This window comes from Micromonospora jinlongensis, assembly GCF_013410645.1.
In the GTDB taxonomy this organism is placed as follows: Bacteria; Actinomycetota; Actinomycetes; order Mycobacteriales; family Micromonosporaceae; genus Micromonospora; species Micromonospora zamorensis.
This window is the reverse complement of sequence record NZ_JACCHK010000001.1, coordinates 3,837,934-3,856,913: the sequence shown is the minus strand read 5'-3', so window position 1 is coordinate 3,856,913 and position 18,980 is coordinate 3,837,934. Positions and strand designations below refer to the sequence as shown.

The following is an 18,980-nucleotide window of genomic DNA, read 5'->3' as shown; positions in this document are numbered from 1 at the left end:
TTGACGGGGGAGTGGGCCCGCCCGGAACCGGTCCGAGTCGATCAGTCGGTAACTGGGTTTTAGCTGTGAGTGTGGGAAACCCGCCGCTACGGACTTGACGGCAGGAACCGGACGGCGCAAGATGCTCCGTGCGGGAGGGCATTTCGCCGAAGACTTTTGAAGTTCTTGCGACCCAACGCCGGAGGCGTTGTGCGAGTGTCCCTCCCGACCAACGTTCGATCGGGCCAGCGAGTAATTCGCTGGCCCGATCGCTTTTGTACGGTGCACGCTCACCGCATGAGCATCACCATCGCGTCGTTCGACGGCGCCGACCGCACCTCGGTCGACGAGGCGTACCGGATCGGCGCGGCGGCCATCGAGGTCGACCTGCCGGACTTCCCACCCTTCTGCCGACGCCGCTTCGACGCGCTGTTCCACACGCCGATGCCCGGCACCGAATCGCTCTGGGCGCTGGCCCGGCTGGACGGCGCGCCGGCCGGCTACCTCCAGCTGGACCTGCCGCAGCTCGACAACACCGACAACGCCACCGCCGAGCTGACGGTGCATCCCGAGCTGCGGCGCCGGGGTGTCGGTCGCGCGCTGCACGAGTACGGCGTACGCCTGCTCCGCGAGCGCGGCCGCAAGCGGGTCGTCGCGATGACCGTCTCCGCGCTGCCCGACGGGCCGGCGCGATCAGCGGCGGGAGACGCGTTCGCCGCCACCACCGGCGCCCAGTCGGCGCTGCCCGAGGTGCGTCGCCGCCTCGACGTCGACGCGATCGACCGGATCGCCCTGCGCGCGGCGCTGGCCGAGGCCCGGCCGCGGGCGGAGGGCTATCGATCGGTCTGCTGGCAGGGTTCCACCCCGCAGGAGTACGTGGCGGACATCGCCTACCTGGACGGCCGGTTGCTCATGGACGCGCCCATGGGCGACGTGCAGTGGGACCCGGAGCAGGTGGACGCCGAGCGCATCCGTGGCACCGAGCGCGCCCTGGACGCCCGGGGTCGGCGGCGCTACCACCTCGGGATGCGCCACGAGGCGTCCGGGCGGCTGGTCGCCTGGACCCTGCTGGACGTGAGCGCCTCCACCGACTGGCACGCCTTCCAGCAGATCACCATCGTCGACCCGGCCCACCGTGGGCACCGGCTCGGTCTCATCGCCAAGGCGGAGAACCTGCACCACCTGCTGACCCACGAGCCGACGGTCCGCGTCATCGACACCTTCAACGCCGCGAGCAACAGCTACATGGTGGCGATCAACGAGCAGCTCGGCTTCCGCCCGGTGGACGCCTGGAACAACTGGCAGCTCTCCCTCTGACCCGGGCGGTCACCCGTCCGTCCGCTCCAATCGCCCGACCAGCTCGCGGATCGCGTCGTGGAAGTCGTCGTCCGGGGTGAACCGGTGGCCCTGCACCGGTGGGGGCACGGTGTCGGTCGGTGGGATGAGCAGTCCCTTCGGGTCCCGCACCCGACGGTCGACCCGGGCTGCCGGGTCGTCGGGTCCGTCCAGGAGCGGGACGAACACCGGTCCGCCCACCGCGTCGGTGTACCGCCACAGGTTGATCCACCGCCAGGCCAACCGGCCGCCGACCTCGCGCAACATCTCGTCGCTGACGTACGCCGGGAAGATCCGCCGGTAGCGGTTTCCGAGCGGGGAGCCGTAGGTCAGCAGGGCCACCCGTCGGCGACAGTGGTCGGGGAGTTGCAGGATCGTCACCGCCGCGAGCACGCTGCCGTGGCTCTGTCCGGACAGCACCACCGCGTTCCCGTCGGCGGTGAGCTGCCCGATCCGGCGGGTCAGCTCCGGGACCGCCCGCTCGACGTAGCACGGCGGGGCGAGCGGGTGCGCGGCGCGCGGCCAGAAGGTGGCCAGTTCCCAGAGCACCCCGACCAGCCGGATCGCGCCGGATCGGTAGGCGACCAGTCCCATCACCGCGAGGACCGTGGCGAACAGCCCGATCAGCAGAGCGCCCAGGTCGGTCACGAAGATCACCGGACGGGCCAGCGACTCGCCGCCCAGTCGCAGCGCCAGCGCACCCGGGCCGGGACCGACCACCGAGAGCCCGGCCGCCGCGAGGGTGAGCAGTGCCAACACCACGTACGCGGCGACCAGCAGCGGCCCGAGCCGATCCGTGAGCCGGGCACGCACGATCGCGTCGCGGACGGCCCGGACCCGTTCCGGGGCCGCCCGGGAGGCTTCCGGATAGTCCCGCCGGACCAGTTCCTCGGCCTCCCGGCGGCGACGGCCACGGCGAAGCCGGGGCACGAGCACTGCCGTCATGATCACCAGGAGCACGGCGAGGGAGAAGCCGAGGGTGGCCCAGCGGAAGGCGATCGGCGGCGACAGCGGTGGCGCACCAGGCGGTAGCGGCCGTGCCGGCGTCGGGCTGGAACCACGGTCCAGATACTCGGCGAGCCCGTAGGTCAGGCCCGAGTCGTAGGCGACGCCCAGCCCGATCGCGACGGTGATCAGCACCGGCGCGCCCAGCCCGGCCAGCAGGAAGTGGGGGCGAGGAAGGGAACGCCGCTGCACCACGACCACCAGGCCGAGCATCGCGAGCAGCGCCACCTGCCCGGCGAACAGCCCGGCGGCAAGCATCCCGTACCCCGGCAACATTCCCTCGGCCGTCCACGACGGACGTGGCAGCGACGCGTACCCCAGGGTCAGTGCGGTGAGCGCGACGGCCACCCAGCGGATCGTCAGCGAACTGCGCTGGTCGTGCTCTCCGCGCCGCTCGATCGCCGGTCGGCAGAGCAGCACCACCGCCCCGGCGAGCAGCACCACGTCCGCCGCCAGCAGCAGCCAGCCGGGCACTGTGGCGTCGTGCGGCGCCAGAGCCAGCAGCAGAGTGAGGTTGAGCGTGCCCAGCGCCACCGCGACGTGCACCGAGCGCAAGCGGCGCAGCAGCGACCGAGTGTCCCAGAAGGCGGGCGCGTCGAGCCGGTCCGCACCCACCCCGGGCGCGTGGTCGCTGTCCTCGGGGAGCTGCCAGGTCCGGGCACCGAGCCGCCAGATCAGGACGATCGCGATGATCGGGGGTACGGCCAGCAGCGCGAGCCGCTGACCTGGTGGCACGCCGCCCAGCCAGGAGATCTCCCGCCGCCCCTCCAGACACCTCGGGTAGGCCGCGCACTGCCAGGCGATCAGGTCGAGGGACACCCCGACGGCGGAGAGCACGTACATCGCGGTCATCGTCGCGGCCAACACTCGGCACAGCGCCCGCGCGGCACGGCCTTCGCCACCGGTGACCGGCAGCATCCAGACCGCGATGTTGCTGAGCATGAACGGCAGGAGCAGGACCAGGGAGAACGTCCGGGTCGCGGTGCCGCCGGTCAGCCGGCTCCAGCGGTACGCCTCAAGCGTCACCCCGTCGCGGTCCGCGGGGGCACCGTAGCCGGGCCGCGGTCGGTAGAAGCCGGCATTGTCGTCTCCCGCGACCCGCGCGACGATCGGCCGGTCGAGGATCGTCTCCGGCCCCTTGTCGGCGACCCCGTGCACCCGGATCTCGGTGATCCTCACCCGCCGCCCTCCCGTGGCCGGCTCTCCTGGCCGGAGGCCCGCGGTTACCCGCTGGCGCCGCGGGCAACCGCGGTGCCGTCGGTCATTGGCGCTTCTGCTCCCGAACCCGACTGCGGCATGAGCCGCTGTCGGGCATTCGCGCTACTGCTCGCGGACCGGACTCAGGCATGATGGCGGGCATGACGGAGACCCCGCATCCCCTGTACGACAGGCACGCCGACACCCTCAACCGTGCGCTGACCGCGATCACGGAGCGGGGCTACTGGTCCGCCTATCCCGAATCCCCCAGCCCTCGGGTGTACGGCGAGACCGCCGCCGCCGACGGCAAGGCCGCCTTCGAGGCGTACCTCGGTGGTGACTTCCCGCTCGACCAGCCGGGCGCTGGCGACCGGGTCGCCACCGAGACGAGCCCGTTCGGGGTGGAGCTCGCGGTGCGCTACCCGCACGCCGGCCCCGGCGAGCTGGTGAGCGCCGCCTCCGCCGCACTGCCGGCCTGGCGCGACGCCGGCCCGCAGGCCCGGGTGGGAGTCTGCCTGGAGATCCTCGACCGGCTGCACAAGAACATCTTCGAGCTGGCCAACGCGGTGCAGTTCACCAGCGGGCAGGCGTTCGTGATGGCCTTCCAGGCCGGCGGCGCGCACGCACTGGACCGGGCCCTGGAGGCGCTGGCGTACGCGTACGCCGAGATGACCCGGCACCCGGGCACGGCAGGCTGGGAGAAGGCCGCCGGTAAGGGTGACCCGCTGCGGATGACCAAGACGTTCCACGTGGTGCCGCGTGGGGTGGCGCTGGTGATCGGCTGCAACACCTTCCCGACCTGGAACTCGTACCCCGGGCTGTTCGCCTCGCTGGTCACCGGCAACCCGGTGATCGTCAAGCCGCACCCGCGCGCGGTGCTACCGCTGGCCATCACCGTGAAGTACGCCCGGGAGGTGCTCGCCGAGGCCGGGTTCGACCCGAACCTGATCATGCTGGCGGCCGAGGCGCCCGGTGAGAAGCTCGCCAGCGACCTGGCCCTGCACCGCTCCGTGAAGATCGTCGACTTCACCGGCTCCACCGAGTACGGCGACTGGCTGGAGACGCACGCCCGGCAGGCCTCGGTCTACACCGAGAAGGCCGGCCTGAACACTGTCGTCATCGACTCCACCGACGACTTCGCCGGCATGTGCCGCAACCTCGGTTTCACGCTGACCCTTTACAGCGGCCAGATGTGCACCACCTCGCAGAACATCCTCATCCCCGCCGGCGGCATCGAGACCGACCAGGGGCACAAGAGCTTCGACGAGGTGGCCGGCGGGATCGCCGCAGCGGTCGGCAAGCTCACCGCCGACCCGGCCCGAGGCGTGGAGCTGACCGGCGCCATCGTCAACGACGGGGTGCTGGAACGGCTGGCCGAGGTGACCAGGGTCGGCGAGCCGGTGCTGGAGTCGCGGGCCGTGGCGCACCCGGCGTACGCCGACGCGGTGGTGCGTACCCCGACGATCGTGAAGCTGGCGGCGGACGACGCGGAGACGTACGGCCGGGAGTGGTTCGGGCCGATCTCGTTCGCCATCGCCACCGACTCCACCGCGCACAGCCTGGAGCTGCTGCGCCGGACTGTCGGCGAGAAGGGCGCGCTCACCGCCGGGGTCTACTCCACCGACGAGACGGTGCTGGACGCCACCGAGGCGGTCGCGGTCGAGGTCGGGGTGCACCTGTCCTGCAACCTCACCGGCGGGGTGTTCGTGAACCAGTCGGCGGCGTTCTCCGACTTCCACGGCAGCGGGGCCAACGCGGCGGCCAACTCGGCGTTGACCGATGGGGCTTATGTGGCCAACCGGTTCCGGATCGTTCAGTCGCGGCGTCACGTGTAGTGGTTGCGGTGGGGGTTTCCGGGGCAGCCCGACCCGCTCCGGGCGGTCAGGCTTGATCCCTGCGCGGGTCGGGCTGCCCCGGAAACCCTTTGTGGGCACTGTGGCGCGGGCGCTTCCGGTTTCTTTATGGGGGCATCTCAGTGGTTCTGCCTTGGGATGGGTTTTTCTTTTAGGCGGGTCTGCGCATCTGTAGCTCGTTCAGGGCTGGGATTGTGGGGTGGGGGACTCGTACCCCGGTGTCCTTGAAGCCCAGCCGCTGGTACGCCCGGTAGGCGCGGTCGTTGCCGACCACGACCTCCAGCAGCAGCTCCGGTCGGCCGCAGGCCCGTGACCAGTCGGCCACCCCGTCGATCAGGTCGCCGAGAAGGCCGCTGCCCCGCCAGGTCGGCGTGACGTACACGGCGTAGATCACGGTCAGCCCGGGCTCGTCCGGGGCGACAGTGCCACCGGCATGCCCGACCAGCCGACCGCCCGGGTCCGCGACGAACTGCGCGTTGTTCGGGCCGGCCGAGGTGTACGCGACCCGTGCGGCGTACTCGTTGTGCGGTCGGGCCGCCGCGTCCGCCAAGGTCTCCAGGAAGGCCAACGGTGCGTCGGCGAGCATCTCCAGTCGCAGCGCCCGCATCCGGGCGGCGTCCTCCGGCCGGCCCCGGCGGATCTCCGCCCGACGAACGGAGGTCGAGTCCGTATCGGTGGTCATGCCGCATGCCTATCACAGGGGGCGAACGGCATTTTCCGGGTCGGGCCCGATCTTCACCGGGCCGCGGCGCAGCCTCGATCACCTTCCCCCAGGCACTCACGACGATAAATCCGTCGGATCGCTGCGCCGGGTCGACCGGTGCGGCCGGAGCTGGTGTCGAAGCCACCAGGGCCATGCCCGATTTGTGGTCGTGCGCGGCTGTCAGTCCTCGTGTAGCGTGCGATTTCGGTCACCTGCTTCAATGGCGGTCATCGATTGCCGAGGTGGTGGTCCGAGGGCGCCCGGCCGCTCCGTGCGCCGGGTCAGGCAGCACCGCGCAGAGTGAGGGAAGTGCACCGTGGCACAGGGCAGCGTCAAGTGGTTCAACGCCGAAAAGGGCTACGGCTTCATCGCCGTCGACGGCGGTCAGGACGTGTTCGTTCACTTCTCCGCGATCGAGATGGACGGCTACAAGGCGTTGGACGACGGCCAGCGGGTCGAGTTCGAGATCGCCCAGGGCCAGAAGGGCCCCCAGGCGGAGCACGTACGCGTCATCGCCTGACCGTTCGCACCGGTCGGCCGCCGCCTTGGGGGCTGGCGGCGCGGGCGCGCAGCCGGGAAGATCGTGAACCGTTCCAGCCGATGCTGAGGAGCGTTCATGACCGACCAGCCACCCTCGTCCACCCCGCCCTACGGGCCGGGTGAGCCAGGCCCGTCCGACCCGACGCAGGGTCAGCCTGGCCCGGCCGGTCAGCCGCCTGGCTCCGTGCCGGGTCTCCCGCCGGCTGGTTGGGATCCTGCGCAGGGTGCCTGGGGCCCGGCCGGTCAGCCGCCGCAGGGGTGGGTGTTCCCGCCCACCGGGGGCTACCCGCCGGGAGCGGGGCCCTACGGTCCGCAGCCGTGGCATCCGGGGCCGCCGGTCAACTGGTACCCGCCGGGTTACGGGTACGACCCGAACGACCCCCTGGTCACTCCACCCGGTGCCGGCCTCGCCGGCTGGTTCAGCCGGTGCGGGGGAGCGCTGCGCCGAGGCTGGCGGCAGTTGGTGCCCATCATGCTGCTCACCCAGGTGCTGCCCGCGGCGGTGCTCTCGGTGATCTCGCTCGGGGTGGACCCGTCGGCGAACTGGGCCGCCGAGGCCGAGACGAGCACGACCGCCGCCCTGCCGGACAACTTCGCCGTCGAGCTGGTTGGCCTCCTGGTCGTGCTGATCGGCGGCAGCGTGCTGGTCGGGTTGTTGCAGGCCGTCGGGTGGGCTGCCGGCAGTTGGGTGATCACCCAGCAGGCGGCCGGTCAGCCGGGCAGCCTGGATTCAGCGCTGCGCTACGGCATCCGTCGGGCACTCGGGCTGTGGGGGTGGACCCTGCTGGTCAGCCTGCTCATCGGCATCGGTGTCTGCTTCTGCGTCCTGCCGGGTATCTACCTGGCGTTCGCGCTGAGCATGGCCGGTCCGGTCTACCTCTTCGAACGCCACAACCCGATCGGCCGGTCGTTCCGGATGTTCCACGACCGGCTCGGCCTGCTGCTCGGTCGGGTGGCCCTGGTCGCCCTGGCGGTGATCGTCGGCACCTTGATCCCCGGCGCCCTGGAAGGCGTGGGCACCTCGGCGTTCGGTACGGATCCCTTCGCGTCCCCGGGCAACGCGGTCGGGGCGGTGGTGGTGATCGGGATCACCGCGGTGCTGGCCCTCCCGGCCCACCTCGCCCAGATGATCGGTCTGCTGGTCACGTACGCCGAGCAGCGCGCCCATGAGGCGCCGGTGAACACTCCCGGACTGGCCGCGGAACTCGGCTGAGCGGCCCCATCGTGCTTGCACTCGGCAGGGGAGAGTGCTAAACAAGTCATTGGCACTCGCATACCGTGAGTGCCAACGGTCGGGACGGTGGGGCCAGGTTGTGCCGGTGTGGAGACACCGGGGCAGCACATGGCCGGTCGTCGCGGGCTATCCGGCCCGGCCGAAGGACGTCGTCGTCGCCAGGTGGCGACGTCCCTAGGTGCGCACACCAGGCGGCCCATCCGGGGCACACATCTCGGGTGGCCCGTGAGTGTCCAGGAGGACAACGCCGTATGGCCAAGATGATCGCTTTCGACGAAGAGGCTCGCCGCGGCCTCGAGCGGGGCATGAACCAGCTCGCCGACGCCGTAAAGGTGACCCTCGGCCCGAAGGGCCGCAACGTCGTGCTCGAGAAGAAGTGGGGTGCCCCCACCATCACCAACGATGGTGTGAGCATCGCCAAGGAGATCGAGCTCGAGGACCCGTACGAGAAGATCGGCGCTGAGCTGGTCAAGGAGGTCGCCAAGAAGACCGACGACGTTGCCGGTGACGGCACGACGACGGCGACCGTCCTGGCCCAGGCCCTGGTTCGCGAGGGCCTGCGCAACGTGGCCGCTGGCGCCAACCCGATGGCCCTGAAGCGGGGCATCGAGGCCGCGGTCGCGAGCGTCTCGGAGGAGCTGTCCAAGCTCGCCAAGGACGTCGAGACCAAGGAGCAGATCGCCTCCACCGCCTCCATCTCCGCTGGCGACAGCACCGTCGGCGAGATCATCGCCGAGGCGATGGACAAGGTCGGCAAGGAAGGCGTCATCACCGTCGAGGAGAGCAACACCTTCGGGCTGGAGCTGGAGCTCACCGAGGGTATGCGCTTCGACAAGGGCTACATCTCGGCCTACTTCATGACCGACCCGGAGCGTATGGAGGCCGTCTTCGACGACCCGTACATCCTGATCGCCAACAGCAAGATCTCGTCGGTGAAGGACCTGCTCCCGATCCTGGAGAAGGTCATGCAGTCGGGCAAGCCGCTGCTGATCATCGCCGAGGACCTGGAGGGCGAGGCCCTCGCCACCCTGGTGGTCAACAAGGTCCGTGGCACCTTCAAGTCGGTCGCCGTCAAGGCGCCGGGCTTCGGTGACCGCCGTAAGGCCATGCTGACCGACATCGCCATCCTCGCCGGTGGCCAGGTCATCAGCGAGGAGGTCGGCCTCAAGCTCGACGCCGCCAGCCTCGACATGCTGGGCCGCGCCCGCAAGGTCGTGGTGACCAAGGACGAGACCACCATCGTCGACGGTGCCGGTGACGCCGAGCAGATCCAGGGCCGGGTCAACCAGATCCGGGCCGAGATCGACAAGAGCGACTCCGACTACGACCGCGAGAAGCTGCAGGAGCGGCTGGCCAAGCTGGCCGGCGGCGTTGCGGTCATCAAGGTCGGCGCGGCCACCGAGGTCGAGCTCAAGGAGCGCAAGCACCGCATCGAGGACGCCGTTCGCAACGCGAAGGCCGCCGTCGAGGAGGGCATCGTCCCGGGTGGTGGCGTCGCGCTGGTCCAGGCCGGCAAGACCGCCTTCGACAAGCTCGACCTGGTCGGCGACGAGGCGACTGGTGCGAACATCGTCAAGGTCGCGCTGGACGCCCCGCTGCGGCAGATCGCCGTCAACGCCGGCCTTGAGGGCGGCGTCGTGGTGGAGAAGGTCCGTAACCTCGAAGCGGGTCACGGCCTCAACGCCGCCAACGGCGAGTACGTCGACCTGCTGGCCGCGGGCATCATCGACCCGGCCAAGGTGACGCGCTCGGCGCTGCAGAACGCCGCTTCCATCGCGGCGCTGTTCCTCACCACCGAGGCCGTTGTCGCGGACAAGCCGGAGAAGACCCCGGCTGCCCCGGCTGGCCCGGGTGGCGGGGACATGGACTTCTGAGTCCAGTTCCGACACAGAACGGGGCGGGCCGCTGACGCGGTCCGCCCCGTTCGTCGTCAGGTCGGCAGTGGGCGCTGGTTGCGCCGCTTCTGTGCCCGGTTGTACGGCGGAAGCAGCTGGATCGGCTCGTCCACCATCTCCCGTGGCTCCTCGACGACCGCCGACCCGTCGTCGGTGGTCATCTCGGCCAGTTGCTCGGCGTCGCCGTAGTCGAGCCGGTCGAACGGCAGTTGGCCGGGGAGTTCGCCGACCGGTTTCCAGGTGATCGGCGGGCCGTCCTCGGTCTGGTCGTCATCCGTGGTCATGGCTGCCTCCTCTACCGAAACGGTAGGGGGCGTCGATGACCGACGCGGGCGAATGGATCAATATCCCCTTTGCCCCGGTTACGCCACCGACAGGGTCCGCCGGTACAGGAAGAAGACCCGCTCGATCCGGGCACCCGCGCTGCCCGAGTAGAACGGCACCGGTCCCACCCAGCCGATCTCCGCCCGGGTCAGCCCCGCCGCCTGCTGGTCCCGCAGGCAGCGCCGCAGCAGCACGCCACCGATGCCCGACCCCTCGGCTGCCGGCGCGGTGCCCATCGGCCCGAACCAGCTCGGCCGGGACGACCCGTACGCGGCGAAGCCGAGCACCTCGCCGCCCCGCTCCGCCAGGTGGCAGCCGGCGCCGTCACGACCCACCGACCCGGCCAACTCGCCGTCCCACGTGCCGCCGAAGGTGGACCGGGCGAACGCGGTCAACGCCGGGAGGTCCGCCGGCTCCGCCCGGCGCACTGTGACGCCCTGATCGGCCAGCCGCCTCTCCGCCGCCTCGGTGGACCGCAGTGCCGGTGACCCGTCGTACGACAGGTCGGCGGTCATGTTCCAGGCGGTCCGGTCCTGCTGGTAGCCGAGCGCGAGGGCGGCGCAGACCGCCGGGGTGTAGCGGACGTCGATGCCCGGCCACGCGTAGTACGGCGGGTTCCCGGCCAGCAGCACCTCGGTCACACCGCGCTCGGCCAGCACCTGCTCGGCCCGCCCCAGCAGCGCCCGACCGACGCCCCGGCGACGCTGATCCGCATGTACCGCGACCAGGTCGACATGCCCGATGCCCGGCTCGGTCGACGACACCGAGCAGAACAACACCCCGACCAGGTCCGCACCCCGGTACGCGCCCAGCCCGACCACCGGCCGGTCGGCGGCGGCCCGGGGCCAGAGCACGTCCACGATGGCGGCGGCCTCGGTGGCGTCCTCGGGAAGGTCGAGAGCCTGCTCGCAGAGCCGCACCACGGTGTCGGCCAGGTCGGGGGTCAGCTCGGTGACGGTGATCTCGGCGTCCATGGTCGCCGACCCTAGAACACCGTGTGGCGGCCCGCGCTCCCGCCCGTCGGATCAGGAAGGAAACCTGCCTATTGCTGGGCGGCGCGCACGGCGGCGTACGCGTCCACCTCCCCGGCACCCGTGACGTTCGACGGAGCACCGCAGGCGTCGGACGGGTTGTCGGAGCGGTAGGTGGGCGTCGCCGCCGTGGCGGTGTCCCGCAAAATCTGCCGGGTCCGGGCCACGTCGCCGACCAGCGCCGGGTTCGCCGACCACATCAGCGCGACCACCCCGGCCACCTGCGGGGTCGCCATCGAGGTGCCGTCCAGCGCGGCGTACGTGCCGCCCGGCATGGCCGACACCACACCCACACCCGGCGCCAGCACGTCCGGCTTACTCGCACCCGGCACCGGCCCGCGCGAGGAGAACTCGGCGACCCGGCGCTGCGCGTCCACCGCGCCCACGGTCAGCACGTCCGCGTACGGCGCCGGTGGGTCGTCGATCGACGCGCACCACGGCCCGGTGTTGCCGGCGGCGGCGACCACGAAGATCCCGGCGGCGTCCAGTGCGGCGGTTGCCGGCCGCAGCACGCGCTGGTCGCAACCCTCGATGGGCGGGCAGCCCCACGAATTCGTCAGCACCTGCGGGGCGCGCTCCGGACGGCCGTCGGTCAACGGGTCGCCACCGGTCGGGAAGGGCGCCAGCATGAACTGGAGGCAGTCCAGGTAGTGCGCGGGGCTGCCGAGGTTGCGGTCCAGGTTGACGCAGCCCACCCACTGCGCGTCCGGCGCCACCCCGATGCCGTCGCGTCCCACCGCACTGCCCACCGTGTGGGTGCCGTGCCCACCCTGGTCGGTCGGGCTGCGGGTGTCGTCCCACGGGTCGTACCAGGAGTCGTCTCCGCCCCGGAACCCGGCGCGCAGCGCCGGATGGGCGCCGTCCACCCCCGAATCCGAGCTGCCCACCACGATGCCCGTGCCGGTCACCCCGAGCTGGGACCACACCCGGTCCGCGCCGATCTGGCGGATGTTCCACTCGGGGCCGGTGGGCGTCGGCGCGGTGCCCCGGTTCTGCCCCGCCGGGGCCGGCAGTGGCCGCAGACGTTGGCTGACCAGCACCCGGGCCACCTCCGGCCGGCGGGCGAGCCACGCCCGCACCGCCGGACCGCCGTCGACCTCCACCGCGTTGACCAGGTAGTACGACACCGGATCGAGTCGCAGTCGACGCAACCCCCGGAGCAGGTCGGCCTGGCTCTGCTCGGCGGTCGTCACCAGCCGTCGGTAGACCTCCGTCGCGCGGGCGTCCCGCCCGGCCCGACCCGCCGCGCCGGCCGGCAGACCAGTCAGGTCGGCCTGCGTCCGCAGCACCACGAACAGTCGCTCGCCGTACAGGCCCGGTTGGCCCGGACCCAGGTCGACCACACCGAACGCCACCAACAGCACCACGGCTGCCACCGCGGCGGACCGGCGGCTCGGGGTACGTGCCGTCGGCCGGGCGAGCAGCACCGCGTACCCGATGGCGACCAGGACCGCGACGGCGAGCCCGGCGCCAGCGGCGGCCGCCACCCAGAACGGGATGTCCCGGGTGCCGACCAGCAGCAGGGTGATCTCTTCCGGGTCGGTGAAGGCCAGCGGGCCGAGTGCGGCCAGGCCCACGAGCCAGCCGGTCGCCGTTTGGCCGGCGCGTGCGGCGACGGCCGGGTCGGTGGTGGGTCGCCAGGCCGCGGCCCACAGCGCGGCCAGTGCGAAACCCACCGGGGGCAGGGTCAGCAGCGCCGGCAACTGCGCGCCGGACTGGCCGGTGCCGGCCGCGAGCAGCAGCAGCGCCACCCCGGCGACCAGGCCTCCGAGCAGGACGAGCCGGGCCGGCCGGGGCGGTCGGCCAACCGCGAACCGGGACCAGAAGGTGGCGTCCAACAGTGTCGCGGCCAGCACCCCCAGCGCGGCTGCCGCCAACAGCGCGAGGATGGTTTCCAGGAGCCCGCCGAGTGCGCCCAGCCAGGCCCACGGCAGCAGCAGCGCCAACCCGGCGGCGACCGCGAGCAGCGGGACCGACCCGGTCCGGCGCAGGCGCCGCTGGGGTTCGACCGGGTTCGTGCTCCCGGCGGCGGTCGAAGCGGCGTCGACGCTCAGCCCCGGGCTTGCGACGGCCTCGACTCGGGCGACGTCACCGTTCAGCGCCGCACCACCGGTGCCGACGTCCGGCGACGACGCGGTGCCGGCGGGCGCGCTGCCGTCGCCGGGTGATGACGTGCTGGCAGCGGGCGCGGTGGCGTCGCTGGCCGTTGGCGCCGTGGCGTCGTGCGTTGCGCTGGCGACCGAGCCGGACGATCGTCGCGCCGACCAGAGCACGGCGAGCGCGCTGAGCAACGCGGCGCCGGCCAGCCCGGCGAGGTACGCCTCGTGGTGCACCGGCGGCACGACCCGCAGCAGTGTGAGCACGCCGAGAGCGAGTGCCCCGATCAGCCAGGCCCTCCCGGTGGCCCGGACCGTGGCCGACCGGGGCAGCACGGCCAGCAGCAGGGCGGGTGTGCCCACCAGCACGACGGTGACCAGGCCGAGTACCGGCCAGAGCCAGCCGACGCGGTCCAGCCCGAAGCCCAGCAGCACCTGATCGGTGACCCAGCCGCCGGTCTGGGTGGCCGCAGTGACCGCGACCGTCCAGCAGCCGACCAGCACGGCTGCGACCACCGACCAGGGGGAGCTGCGGTCGCTGAATCCGGGTTGCGCGGGGTGACCTTGCATCCGAGAACCTTACGACCGCGGCGAGCGGTTTCAACCCGGCCGTCGCGTTGCGGGTTGACCGAAGAACCCTGCAGATCTTGGACAGTTTCCGTCAGCCGCTGACGGAAACTGTCCACGATTTCCGATCGGTCGGCCGGGAACGGAGCTGAAGGGCCTGGGTGCGATCCGCCCGGAGGGCCCGGCAGCGAGACGTGCCGTGCACACGACGTGGCAGTACCGGGCGGGCGGCGAATGTCGACACGCTGGCCTGGCGGTTACCGTGGACGGGTGCGTGACCCCAACATCTCCCGATCCGTCGCCGGCCAGCTCTCGCCGGTCCGCCGTGCGTCCGACCTGCGTCGACTGCGCGCCGAGCGCTTCGACGTCCTGGTCATCGGGGGCGGGGTGACCGGTGCGGGTGCCGCTCTGGACGCGGCGTCCCGGGGCCTCAAGGTGGCTCTCGTCGAGGCGCGTGACCTCGCGGCGGGCACCTCCAGCCGGTCGAGCAAACTCATCCACGGTGGCCTGCGCTACCTGGAGCAGTTGGAGTTCCACCTGGTGCACGAGGCGCTCACCGAGCGCGGCCTGCTCGCCACCCGGCTCGCGCCGCACCTGGTACGCCCGGTGCCGATCCTGGTGCCCCTGCCCGCCGGGCGAGGGCTGCGGGACCTGCCGGCCCGCATCTTCCGCCGCTCCTACTACGGCGCGGGTGTGGCCGCGTACGACGCCTTCGCCGGAATCTTCGGCGGTGGGCGGGGCATGCCACTGCACCGGCACCTGACCCGCGAGGGGGCCCGACGGGTCTTTCCGAGTCTGCGGCCCGACACCCTTGCCGGGGCGATCCGCTACTACGACGGGCAGGTCGACGACGCCCGCCTGGTGGTGACCCTCGCCCGCACCGCCGCCAGCCTCGGCGCCACTGTGGTGAGCAGCGCCCGCGCCGTCGGGCTGATCCGGCAGGCGCGTGAGGTGACCGGCGTCCGGGTCCGTGACCTGGAGGCGCCGGCAGGCTCACCGGACGCGGAGTTCGAGGTGCACGCCCGTACCGTCATCGCCGCCACCGGTGTCTGGAGCGACGACATGTCGCGGATGCTCAACGACGTGGGCCTGCGGCCCGGCGTCCGGGTGCGCGCCTCGAAGGGGGTGCACCTGGTGGTGCCCCGCTCGGCGATCACCGGCGAGGCGGGGCTCATCCTGCGGACGGCGAAGTCGGTGCTCTTCGTCATCCCGTGGGGCGGGCACTGGATCATCGGCACCACGGACACCGACTGGCGGCTGGACCGCTCCCACCCGGCCGCCTCGGCCAGCGACATCGACTACCTGTTGCAGCAGGTCAACACCGTGCTGGACCGGCCGCTGACCACCGCCGACATCGAGGGGGTGTACGCGGGGCTGCGGCCGTTGCTGGCCGGCGAGGCCGACTCGACGTCGAAGCTCTCCCGTGAACACGCTGTCTTCGAGCCCATGCTCGGGCTGCTGCTGGTCGCCGGCGGCAAGTACACGACGTACCGGGTGATGGCCTCCGACGTGGTCGACCGGGCGGCCCGCCGGCTCGGCGGCACGCGCTCGTCGCGTACCGCCGACCTGCCTCTGCTGGGTGCCGACGGCTACCCGGCGATGTGGCGGGACCGGGCCGACCTGGCCCGCCGGCACGGCGTGCCGGTGGGCGTGGTGGAGCACCTGCTGGAGCGGTACGGCACCCTCACCCTGGACCTGCTGGCCCTGATCGACGCCGACCCGTTGCTCGCGTCTCCGCTGGCGGGTGCTCCGGAGTATCTGGCGGCTGAGGTCGCGTACGCGGCGCGGGCCGAGGGTGCGCTGCACCTGGAGGACGTGCTGACCCGGCGGACCCGGATCTCGTTCGAGACCAGCCACCGGGGGCTGGAGTCCGCGGAGCACACCGCCGAGCTGATGGGCGCGGTGCTCGGCTGGGACGAGGCGACCCGGGCCCGCGAGGTGGAGCACTACCGCGCCAGGGTGGAGGCCGAGCGGCAGTCCCAGTTGATGCCGGACGACGCCGCGGCGGACGCCGCCCGGCTCGGCGCTCCGGATGTGCGGGGTTACGCCGCCGACCGTGGCGGCGACGACGATCAGGCGGAGCTGCGTCCGTCCGCTCGATGACGAATTGCGACGTTACCAATGGGTAACCATCGATACCGACCCGGATGGTGGTTTCGGTCGCTACCTACGGTGGGGTAGGTTTCCGCGCGTGCTACCCCGCGCGCGCCCTCGTCTGCTCCTACCCCTCCTCGCCGTCGCGCTCGTCGGTGCCCTGACCGGGTGCTCGCTGTTCGACCGGGACAAGCCGGATACGACTCTGGCGCAACCGTCCGCCCCGGTGGCGGGAGGCGGATCGCAGCTGGAAATCCCGACCACCGTCGCCGCCGGTCAGGTCAGCCTGCTCCAGCGGCTCGGCGAAGACGGGCCGATGCGCACCCTGAGCGTCGAGCGCAACGGCGCGTGGCAGTGCCTCGACTGCGCCGGCGACGGGGTCACCTCCCGGGGCACCCTCGCACCGGAGCTGACCGAACGGCTCCAGGTGCTGCTCGCCAACCCGAGGTTGGCCGCCGAGACCGATCAGGCCCGGAGGTACCGGACCACCTGCATCGACGCGCTGACGTCCAGCCTGCTCACCTCGACCGGGCTGATCACCTCGCAGGACTGCCCTGGTGAGGAGCGCACACCGGTCGCCGGGGAGATCCTGCTGCTGCTCACCCAGGCGACCCCGGCCGAGGTCAAGGGCTGACCTTCAGCCAGGGTCAGAGCACCTTGCCCGGGTTGAGCAGACCAGCCGGGTCGAGGGCCGACTTGATCGCCTGGTGCACCCGGACGCCGACCGGCCCGATCTCCCGGGCCAGCCAGTCCCGCTTGAGCAGCCCCACCCCGTGCTCGCCGGTGCACGTGCCGCCGAGGTCCAGGCCGAGCCGCATGATCTCGTCGAACGCCCGCCGGCCCCGCTCCACACTCGCCGGGTCGGCCCGGTCGACCACGATGTTCGGGTGCATGTTGCCGTCCCCGGCGTGCCCCACCACCCCGATCGGCACCTCGCACTCCGCCGCGATCCGGGCCACCCCGTCCAGCAGCGCGGCAAGCGAACCGCGCGGCACCGCCACATCGTCGATCACCAGACCGCCGTTGCCACCCGGGTAGGCGTCGGCGGCGAACTTCTCCATGGCGGGGTGGGCCAGCCGGCGGGCCTGGAGCAGCGCCGCCGCCTCCACCGCGTCGGTGGCCGCGTAGACCTCGTCGGCGCCGGCCGCCTCGCACACAGCGGCCAGGGCAGCAAGGTCGTCGGCGGCACGGGTGCCGGTGTCCGCGGCGGCCAGCAGCAGGGCCTGTGCGTCGGTCCGCAGCCCCATCGGCTGGTACGCCTCGATCGCCCGGAGGTGGGTCTGGTCGAGCAGTTCCAACAGGCTGGGCGTGAGCCCGCGGGCGGCGATCTCGGCCACCGCGGCGCCGGCCGCCGCCGTGGACGGAAAGACCGCCACCAGGGTCAGCGACTCGGCCGGCGCGGGCCGCAACGCCACGGTCACCTCGGTGATCACCCCGAGGGTGCCCTCCGAGCCGACGAACAGCCGCGTCAGGTCGTACCCGGCCACCCCCTTGGCCGTACGCCGGCCGGTGCGCAGCACCTCACCGGAGGCGAGCACCACCTCCAGGCCGAGGACGTACTCGGTGGTCACGCCGTACTTCACGCAGCACATGCCACCGGCGTTGGTGGCCACGTTGCCGCCGATCGTCGACGACTCCCAGGAGCCAGGATCCGGCGGATACCAGAGGCCCTGCTTCGCCACCGCCCCGGCCAGCGCCGCGTTGACCACCCCGGGTTGGACCACCGCGATCCGGCTCACCGGGTCGATCTCCCGGATCTCGTCCATCGCCACGGTGCTCAGCACCACCGCGCCGTCCACCGCGTTCGCCGCGCCGGCCAGCCCGGTGCGCGCACCCTGCGGCACCACGGGTACGCCGTGTCGCGCCGCTGCCCGGACCACGGCGACCACCTGGTCGGTGCTGCGCGGACGGGTCACCACGAGCGGGGTGCCGGCGGCGCACAGGTCGGCCTCGTCCCGCTGGTGCATCCGCAGCAGGTCCGGGTCGGTGAGCACGGCGTCGCCACCGAGCGCGTCGCGCAGGTCGTCGAGGAGATTGGTGGGGGCCATGCAGCCGAGGCTAGGTCGCCAGCGGGCGATCATCAACATGATCAACTGTGCCGGATAGCTTGGGCACCATGCTCTACCTGGACCGGCCTGCCTGGCCGTGGCGCGGTCGGCTCTGGTCGCACCTGATCAGCGACGTCTCGTACGCCGAGCTGCACGCCTTCGCCGAGACGCTGGGCGCGCCCCGACGCGGCTTCGACCGGGACCACTACGACATTCCGGCCGACCGGTTCGCGGCGGCGGTGTGGCTCGGCGCGCAGGTGGTGCCGAGCCGGGAGCTGGTCCGGTTGCTCCGCTCCGCGGGCCTGCGTCGCCCGAAGCACCTGGTCAGCCCGCGCCCGCCGACCCCTCGCTGAGCGCGGCCAGCTCGCGGCGCACGTTGTCCCGGGCGGGCTCCTCCCATCGGGCGGCCAGCGGCGGCAGCCGGAACAGCGCGGGCAGCGCCAGCAGGCTCGTCAACACCGCGGCCCGCCCGGCCCGGAAGGCCGGCTCCGGCACGTGCGCGTACTCCCGCCGGATGGCTGCCGCGTACCTGTCGTAGTCGGCCGGCGGCGCGGCCAGCACGGCGAGGTCCGCGTCGCACAGCAGGGCGCCGTCCGGGTCGCCCGGTGCCACCGTGTGCCCAGCGGTGAGCAGTACCAGCCGGCGCGCCTCCGCCGCCGTGGCCGCCGGCACCCCGAGCCCGGCGAGCACGCTCTCGGCCAGCGCGGCGCTGTCGCGTTCGTTGGCGTCGCCGGCGGACCGCGGGTCGTAGACGGCGTCGTGGAACCAGGCCGCCAACCGGACCACGTCGGGCCGGCGGGCCAGGTCGGCGTGCTCGTCCACCACGTCGAGCACGGCCGTCAGGTGGGCCACCGTGTGATAGTGCCGGTGCGGCTCCCGCCACCGGGCGAGCAGCTGCTCCCCGGCACTGGTCGACGTCAGGCCCGAAGGCGCACCGGCGCCCCGGGCCGCGATTCGCCAGCGATCCAGCAGATCAACCACCGCCCGAGTCTGCCGCATCCACCCAGGACGCGCGAGAAAGGGAGGATTCAGCGGGCCCACCACGGGTAGTCGCGCCCATGGCCGTGGCCCGGGACAAG

Annotated in this window: 15 protein-coding genes; 8 read left to right on the top strand and 7 right to left on the bottom strand. The window is 72.3% G+C overall.

Annotated elements, in window-relative coordinates; translation table 11 throughout:
• Positions 1–276: 276 nt before the first annotated feature.
• A complete protein-coding gene (locus HNR22_RS17055; RefSeq protein WP_179781191.1) occupies positions 277–1,296 on the top strand; it encodes a GNAT family N-acetyltransferase in 1,020 nt (339 codons plus the stop codon).
• A gap of 9 nt (positions 1,297–1,305) precedes the next feature.
• On the opposite strand, the gene HNR22_RS17050 is transcribed toward HNR22_RS17055, so the two are convergent.
• Positions 1,306–3,498, bottom strand: a complete 2,193-nt coding sequence (locus HNR22_RS17050) for a hypothetical protein (protein WP_179781190.1) — start codon at positions 3,496–3,498, stop codon at positions 1,306–1,308.
• Between the two features lie 179 nt (positions 3,499–3,677).
• On the opposite strand from HNR22_RS17050, the gene paaN reads away from it, so the two are divergent.
• Positions 3,678–5,351 (top strand): phenylacetic acid degradation protein PaaN, encoded by a 1,674-nt coding sequence (gene paaN / locus HNR22_RS17045; RefSeq protein ID WP_179781189.1) that lies wholly within the window; start codon positions 3,678–3,680, stop codon positions 5,349–5,351.
• 169 nt (positions 5,352–5,520) lie between these two features.
• Here the strand turns inward: paaN and HNR22_RS17040 are convergent, their stop codons facing one another.
• Positions 5,521–6,051: a GNAT family N-acetyltransferase gene (locus tag HNR22_RS17040; protein ID WP_179781188.1), complete on the bottom strand. Its 531-nt coding sequence runs from the start codon at positions 6,049–6,051 to the stop codon at positions 5,521–5,523.
• Between the two features lie 337 nt (positions 6,052–6,388).
• Between HNR22_RS17040 and HNR22_RS17035 the strand changes: the two genes are divergently transcribed.
• The 3 genes from HNR22_RS17035 (at position 6,389) to groL (ending at position 9,720) form a co-directional block, all read left to right on the top strand.
• A complete protein-coding gene (locus HNR22_RS17035) occupies positions 6,389–6,592 on the top strand; it encodes a cold-shock protein (protein ID WP_088950422.1) in 204 nt (67 codons plus the stop codon).
• Between the two features lie 96 nt (positions 6,593–6,688).
• On the top strand, positions 6,689–7,825 hold the full coding sequence (locus HNR22_RS17030; protein WP_179781187.1) for a hypothetical protein: 1,137 nt from the start codon (positions 6,689–6,691) through the stop codon (positions 7,823–7,825).
• A 272-nt stretch (positions 7,826–8,097) separates the two neighbouring features.
• The gene (gene groL, locus HNR22_RS17025; protein WP_030490078.1) at positions 8,098–9,720 is read left to right on the top strand and encodes a chaperonin GroEL; all 1,623 of its coding nucleotides are present in this window, start codon (positions 8,098–8,100) and stop codon (positions 9,718–9,720) included.
• 56 nt (positions 9,721–9,776) lie between these two features.
• Here groL and HNR22_RS17020 read toward each other — a convergent pair whose 3' ends face one another.
• The 3 genes from HNR22_RS17020 to HNR22_RS17010 form a co-directional block, all read right to left on the bottom strand.
• A complete protein-coding gene (locus tag HNR22_RS17020; RefSeq protein ID WP_218906466.1) occupies positions 9,777–10,025 on the bottom strand; it encodes a hypothetical protein in 249 nt (82 codons plus the stop codon).
• A gap of 78 nt (positions 10,026–10,103) precedes the next feature.
• On the bottom strand, positions 10,104–11,039 hold the full coding sequence (locus tag HNR22_RS17015; RefSeq protein ID WP_179781186.1) for a GNAT family N-acetyltransferase: 936 nt from the start codon (positions 11,037–11,039) through the stop codon (positions 10,104–10,106).
• Between the two features lie 68 nt (positions 11,040–11,107).
• Complete coding sequence (locus HNR22_RS17010) at positions 11,108–13,762, bottom strand: S8 family serine peptidase (protein ID WP_179781185.1); 2,655 nt, start codon at positions 13,760–13,762, stop codon at positions 11,108–11,110.
• A gap of 282 nt (positions 13,763–14,044) precedes the next feature.
• On the opposite strand from HNR22_RS17010, the gene HNR22_RS17005 reads away from it, so the two are divergent.
• Both HNR22_RS17005 and HNR22_RS17000 read left to right on the top strand, forming a co-directional pair.
• Positions 14,045–15,862 carry an FAD-dependent oxidoreductase gene (locus tag HNR22_RS17005; RefSeq protein ID WP_179783587.1) on the top strand — a complete coding sequence of 606 codons (1,818 nt, stop codon included), beginning with the start codon at positions 14,045–14,047 and terminating at the stop codon, positions 15,860–15,862.
• Between the two features lie 88 nt (positions 15,863–15,950).
• The gene (locus HNR22_RS17000) at positions 15,951–16,487 is read left to right on the top strand and encodes a hypothetical protein (RefSeq protein ID WP_179781184.1); all 537 of its coding nucleotides are present in this window, start codon (positions 15,951–15,953) and stop codon (positions 16,485–16,487) included.
• Between the two features lie 13 nt (positions 16,488–16,500).
• On the opposite strand, the gene HNR22_RS16995 is transcribed toward HNR22_RS17000, so the two are convergent.
• On the bottom strand, positions 16,501–17,901 hold the full coding sequence (locus tag HNR22_RS16995; RefSeq protein ID WP_179781183.1) for an FAD-binding oxidoreductase: 1,401 nt from the start codon (positions 17,899–17,901) through the stop codon (positions 16,501–16,503).
• Between the two features lie 68 nt (positions 17,902–17,969).
• Between HNR22_RS16995 and HNR22_RS16990 the strand changes: the two genes are divergently transcribed.
• Positions 17,970–18,254 carry a DUF4031 domain-containing protein gene (locus HNR22_RS16990; protein WP_179783586.1) on the top strand — a complete coding sequence of 95 codons (285 nt, stop codon included), beginning with the start codon at positions 17,970–17,972 and terminating at the stop codon, positions 18,252–18,254.
• On the opposite strand, the gene HNR22_RS16985 is transcribed toward HNR22_RS16990, so the two are convergent.
• Positions 18,226–18,882 (bottom strand): HD domain-containing protein, encoded by a 657-nt coding sequence (locus HNR22_RS16985; protein ID WP_343059851.1) that lies wholly within the window; start codon positions 18,880–18,882, stop codon positions 18,226–18,228. The genes HNR22_RS16990 and HNR22_RS16985 overlap by 29 nt on opposite strands.
• Positions 18,883–18,980: the final 98 nt, after the last annotated feature.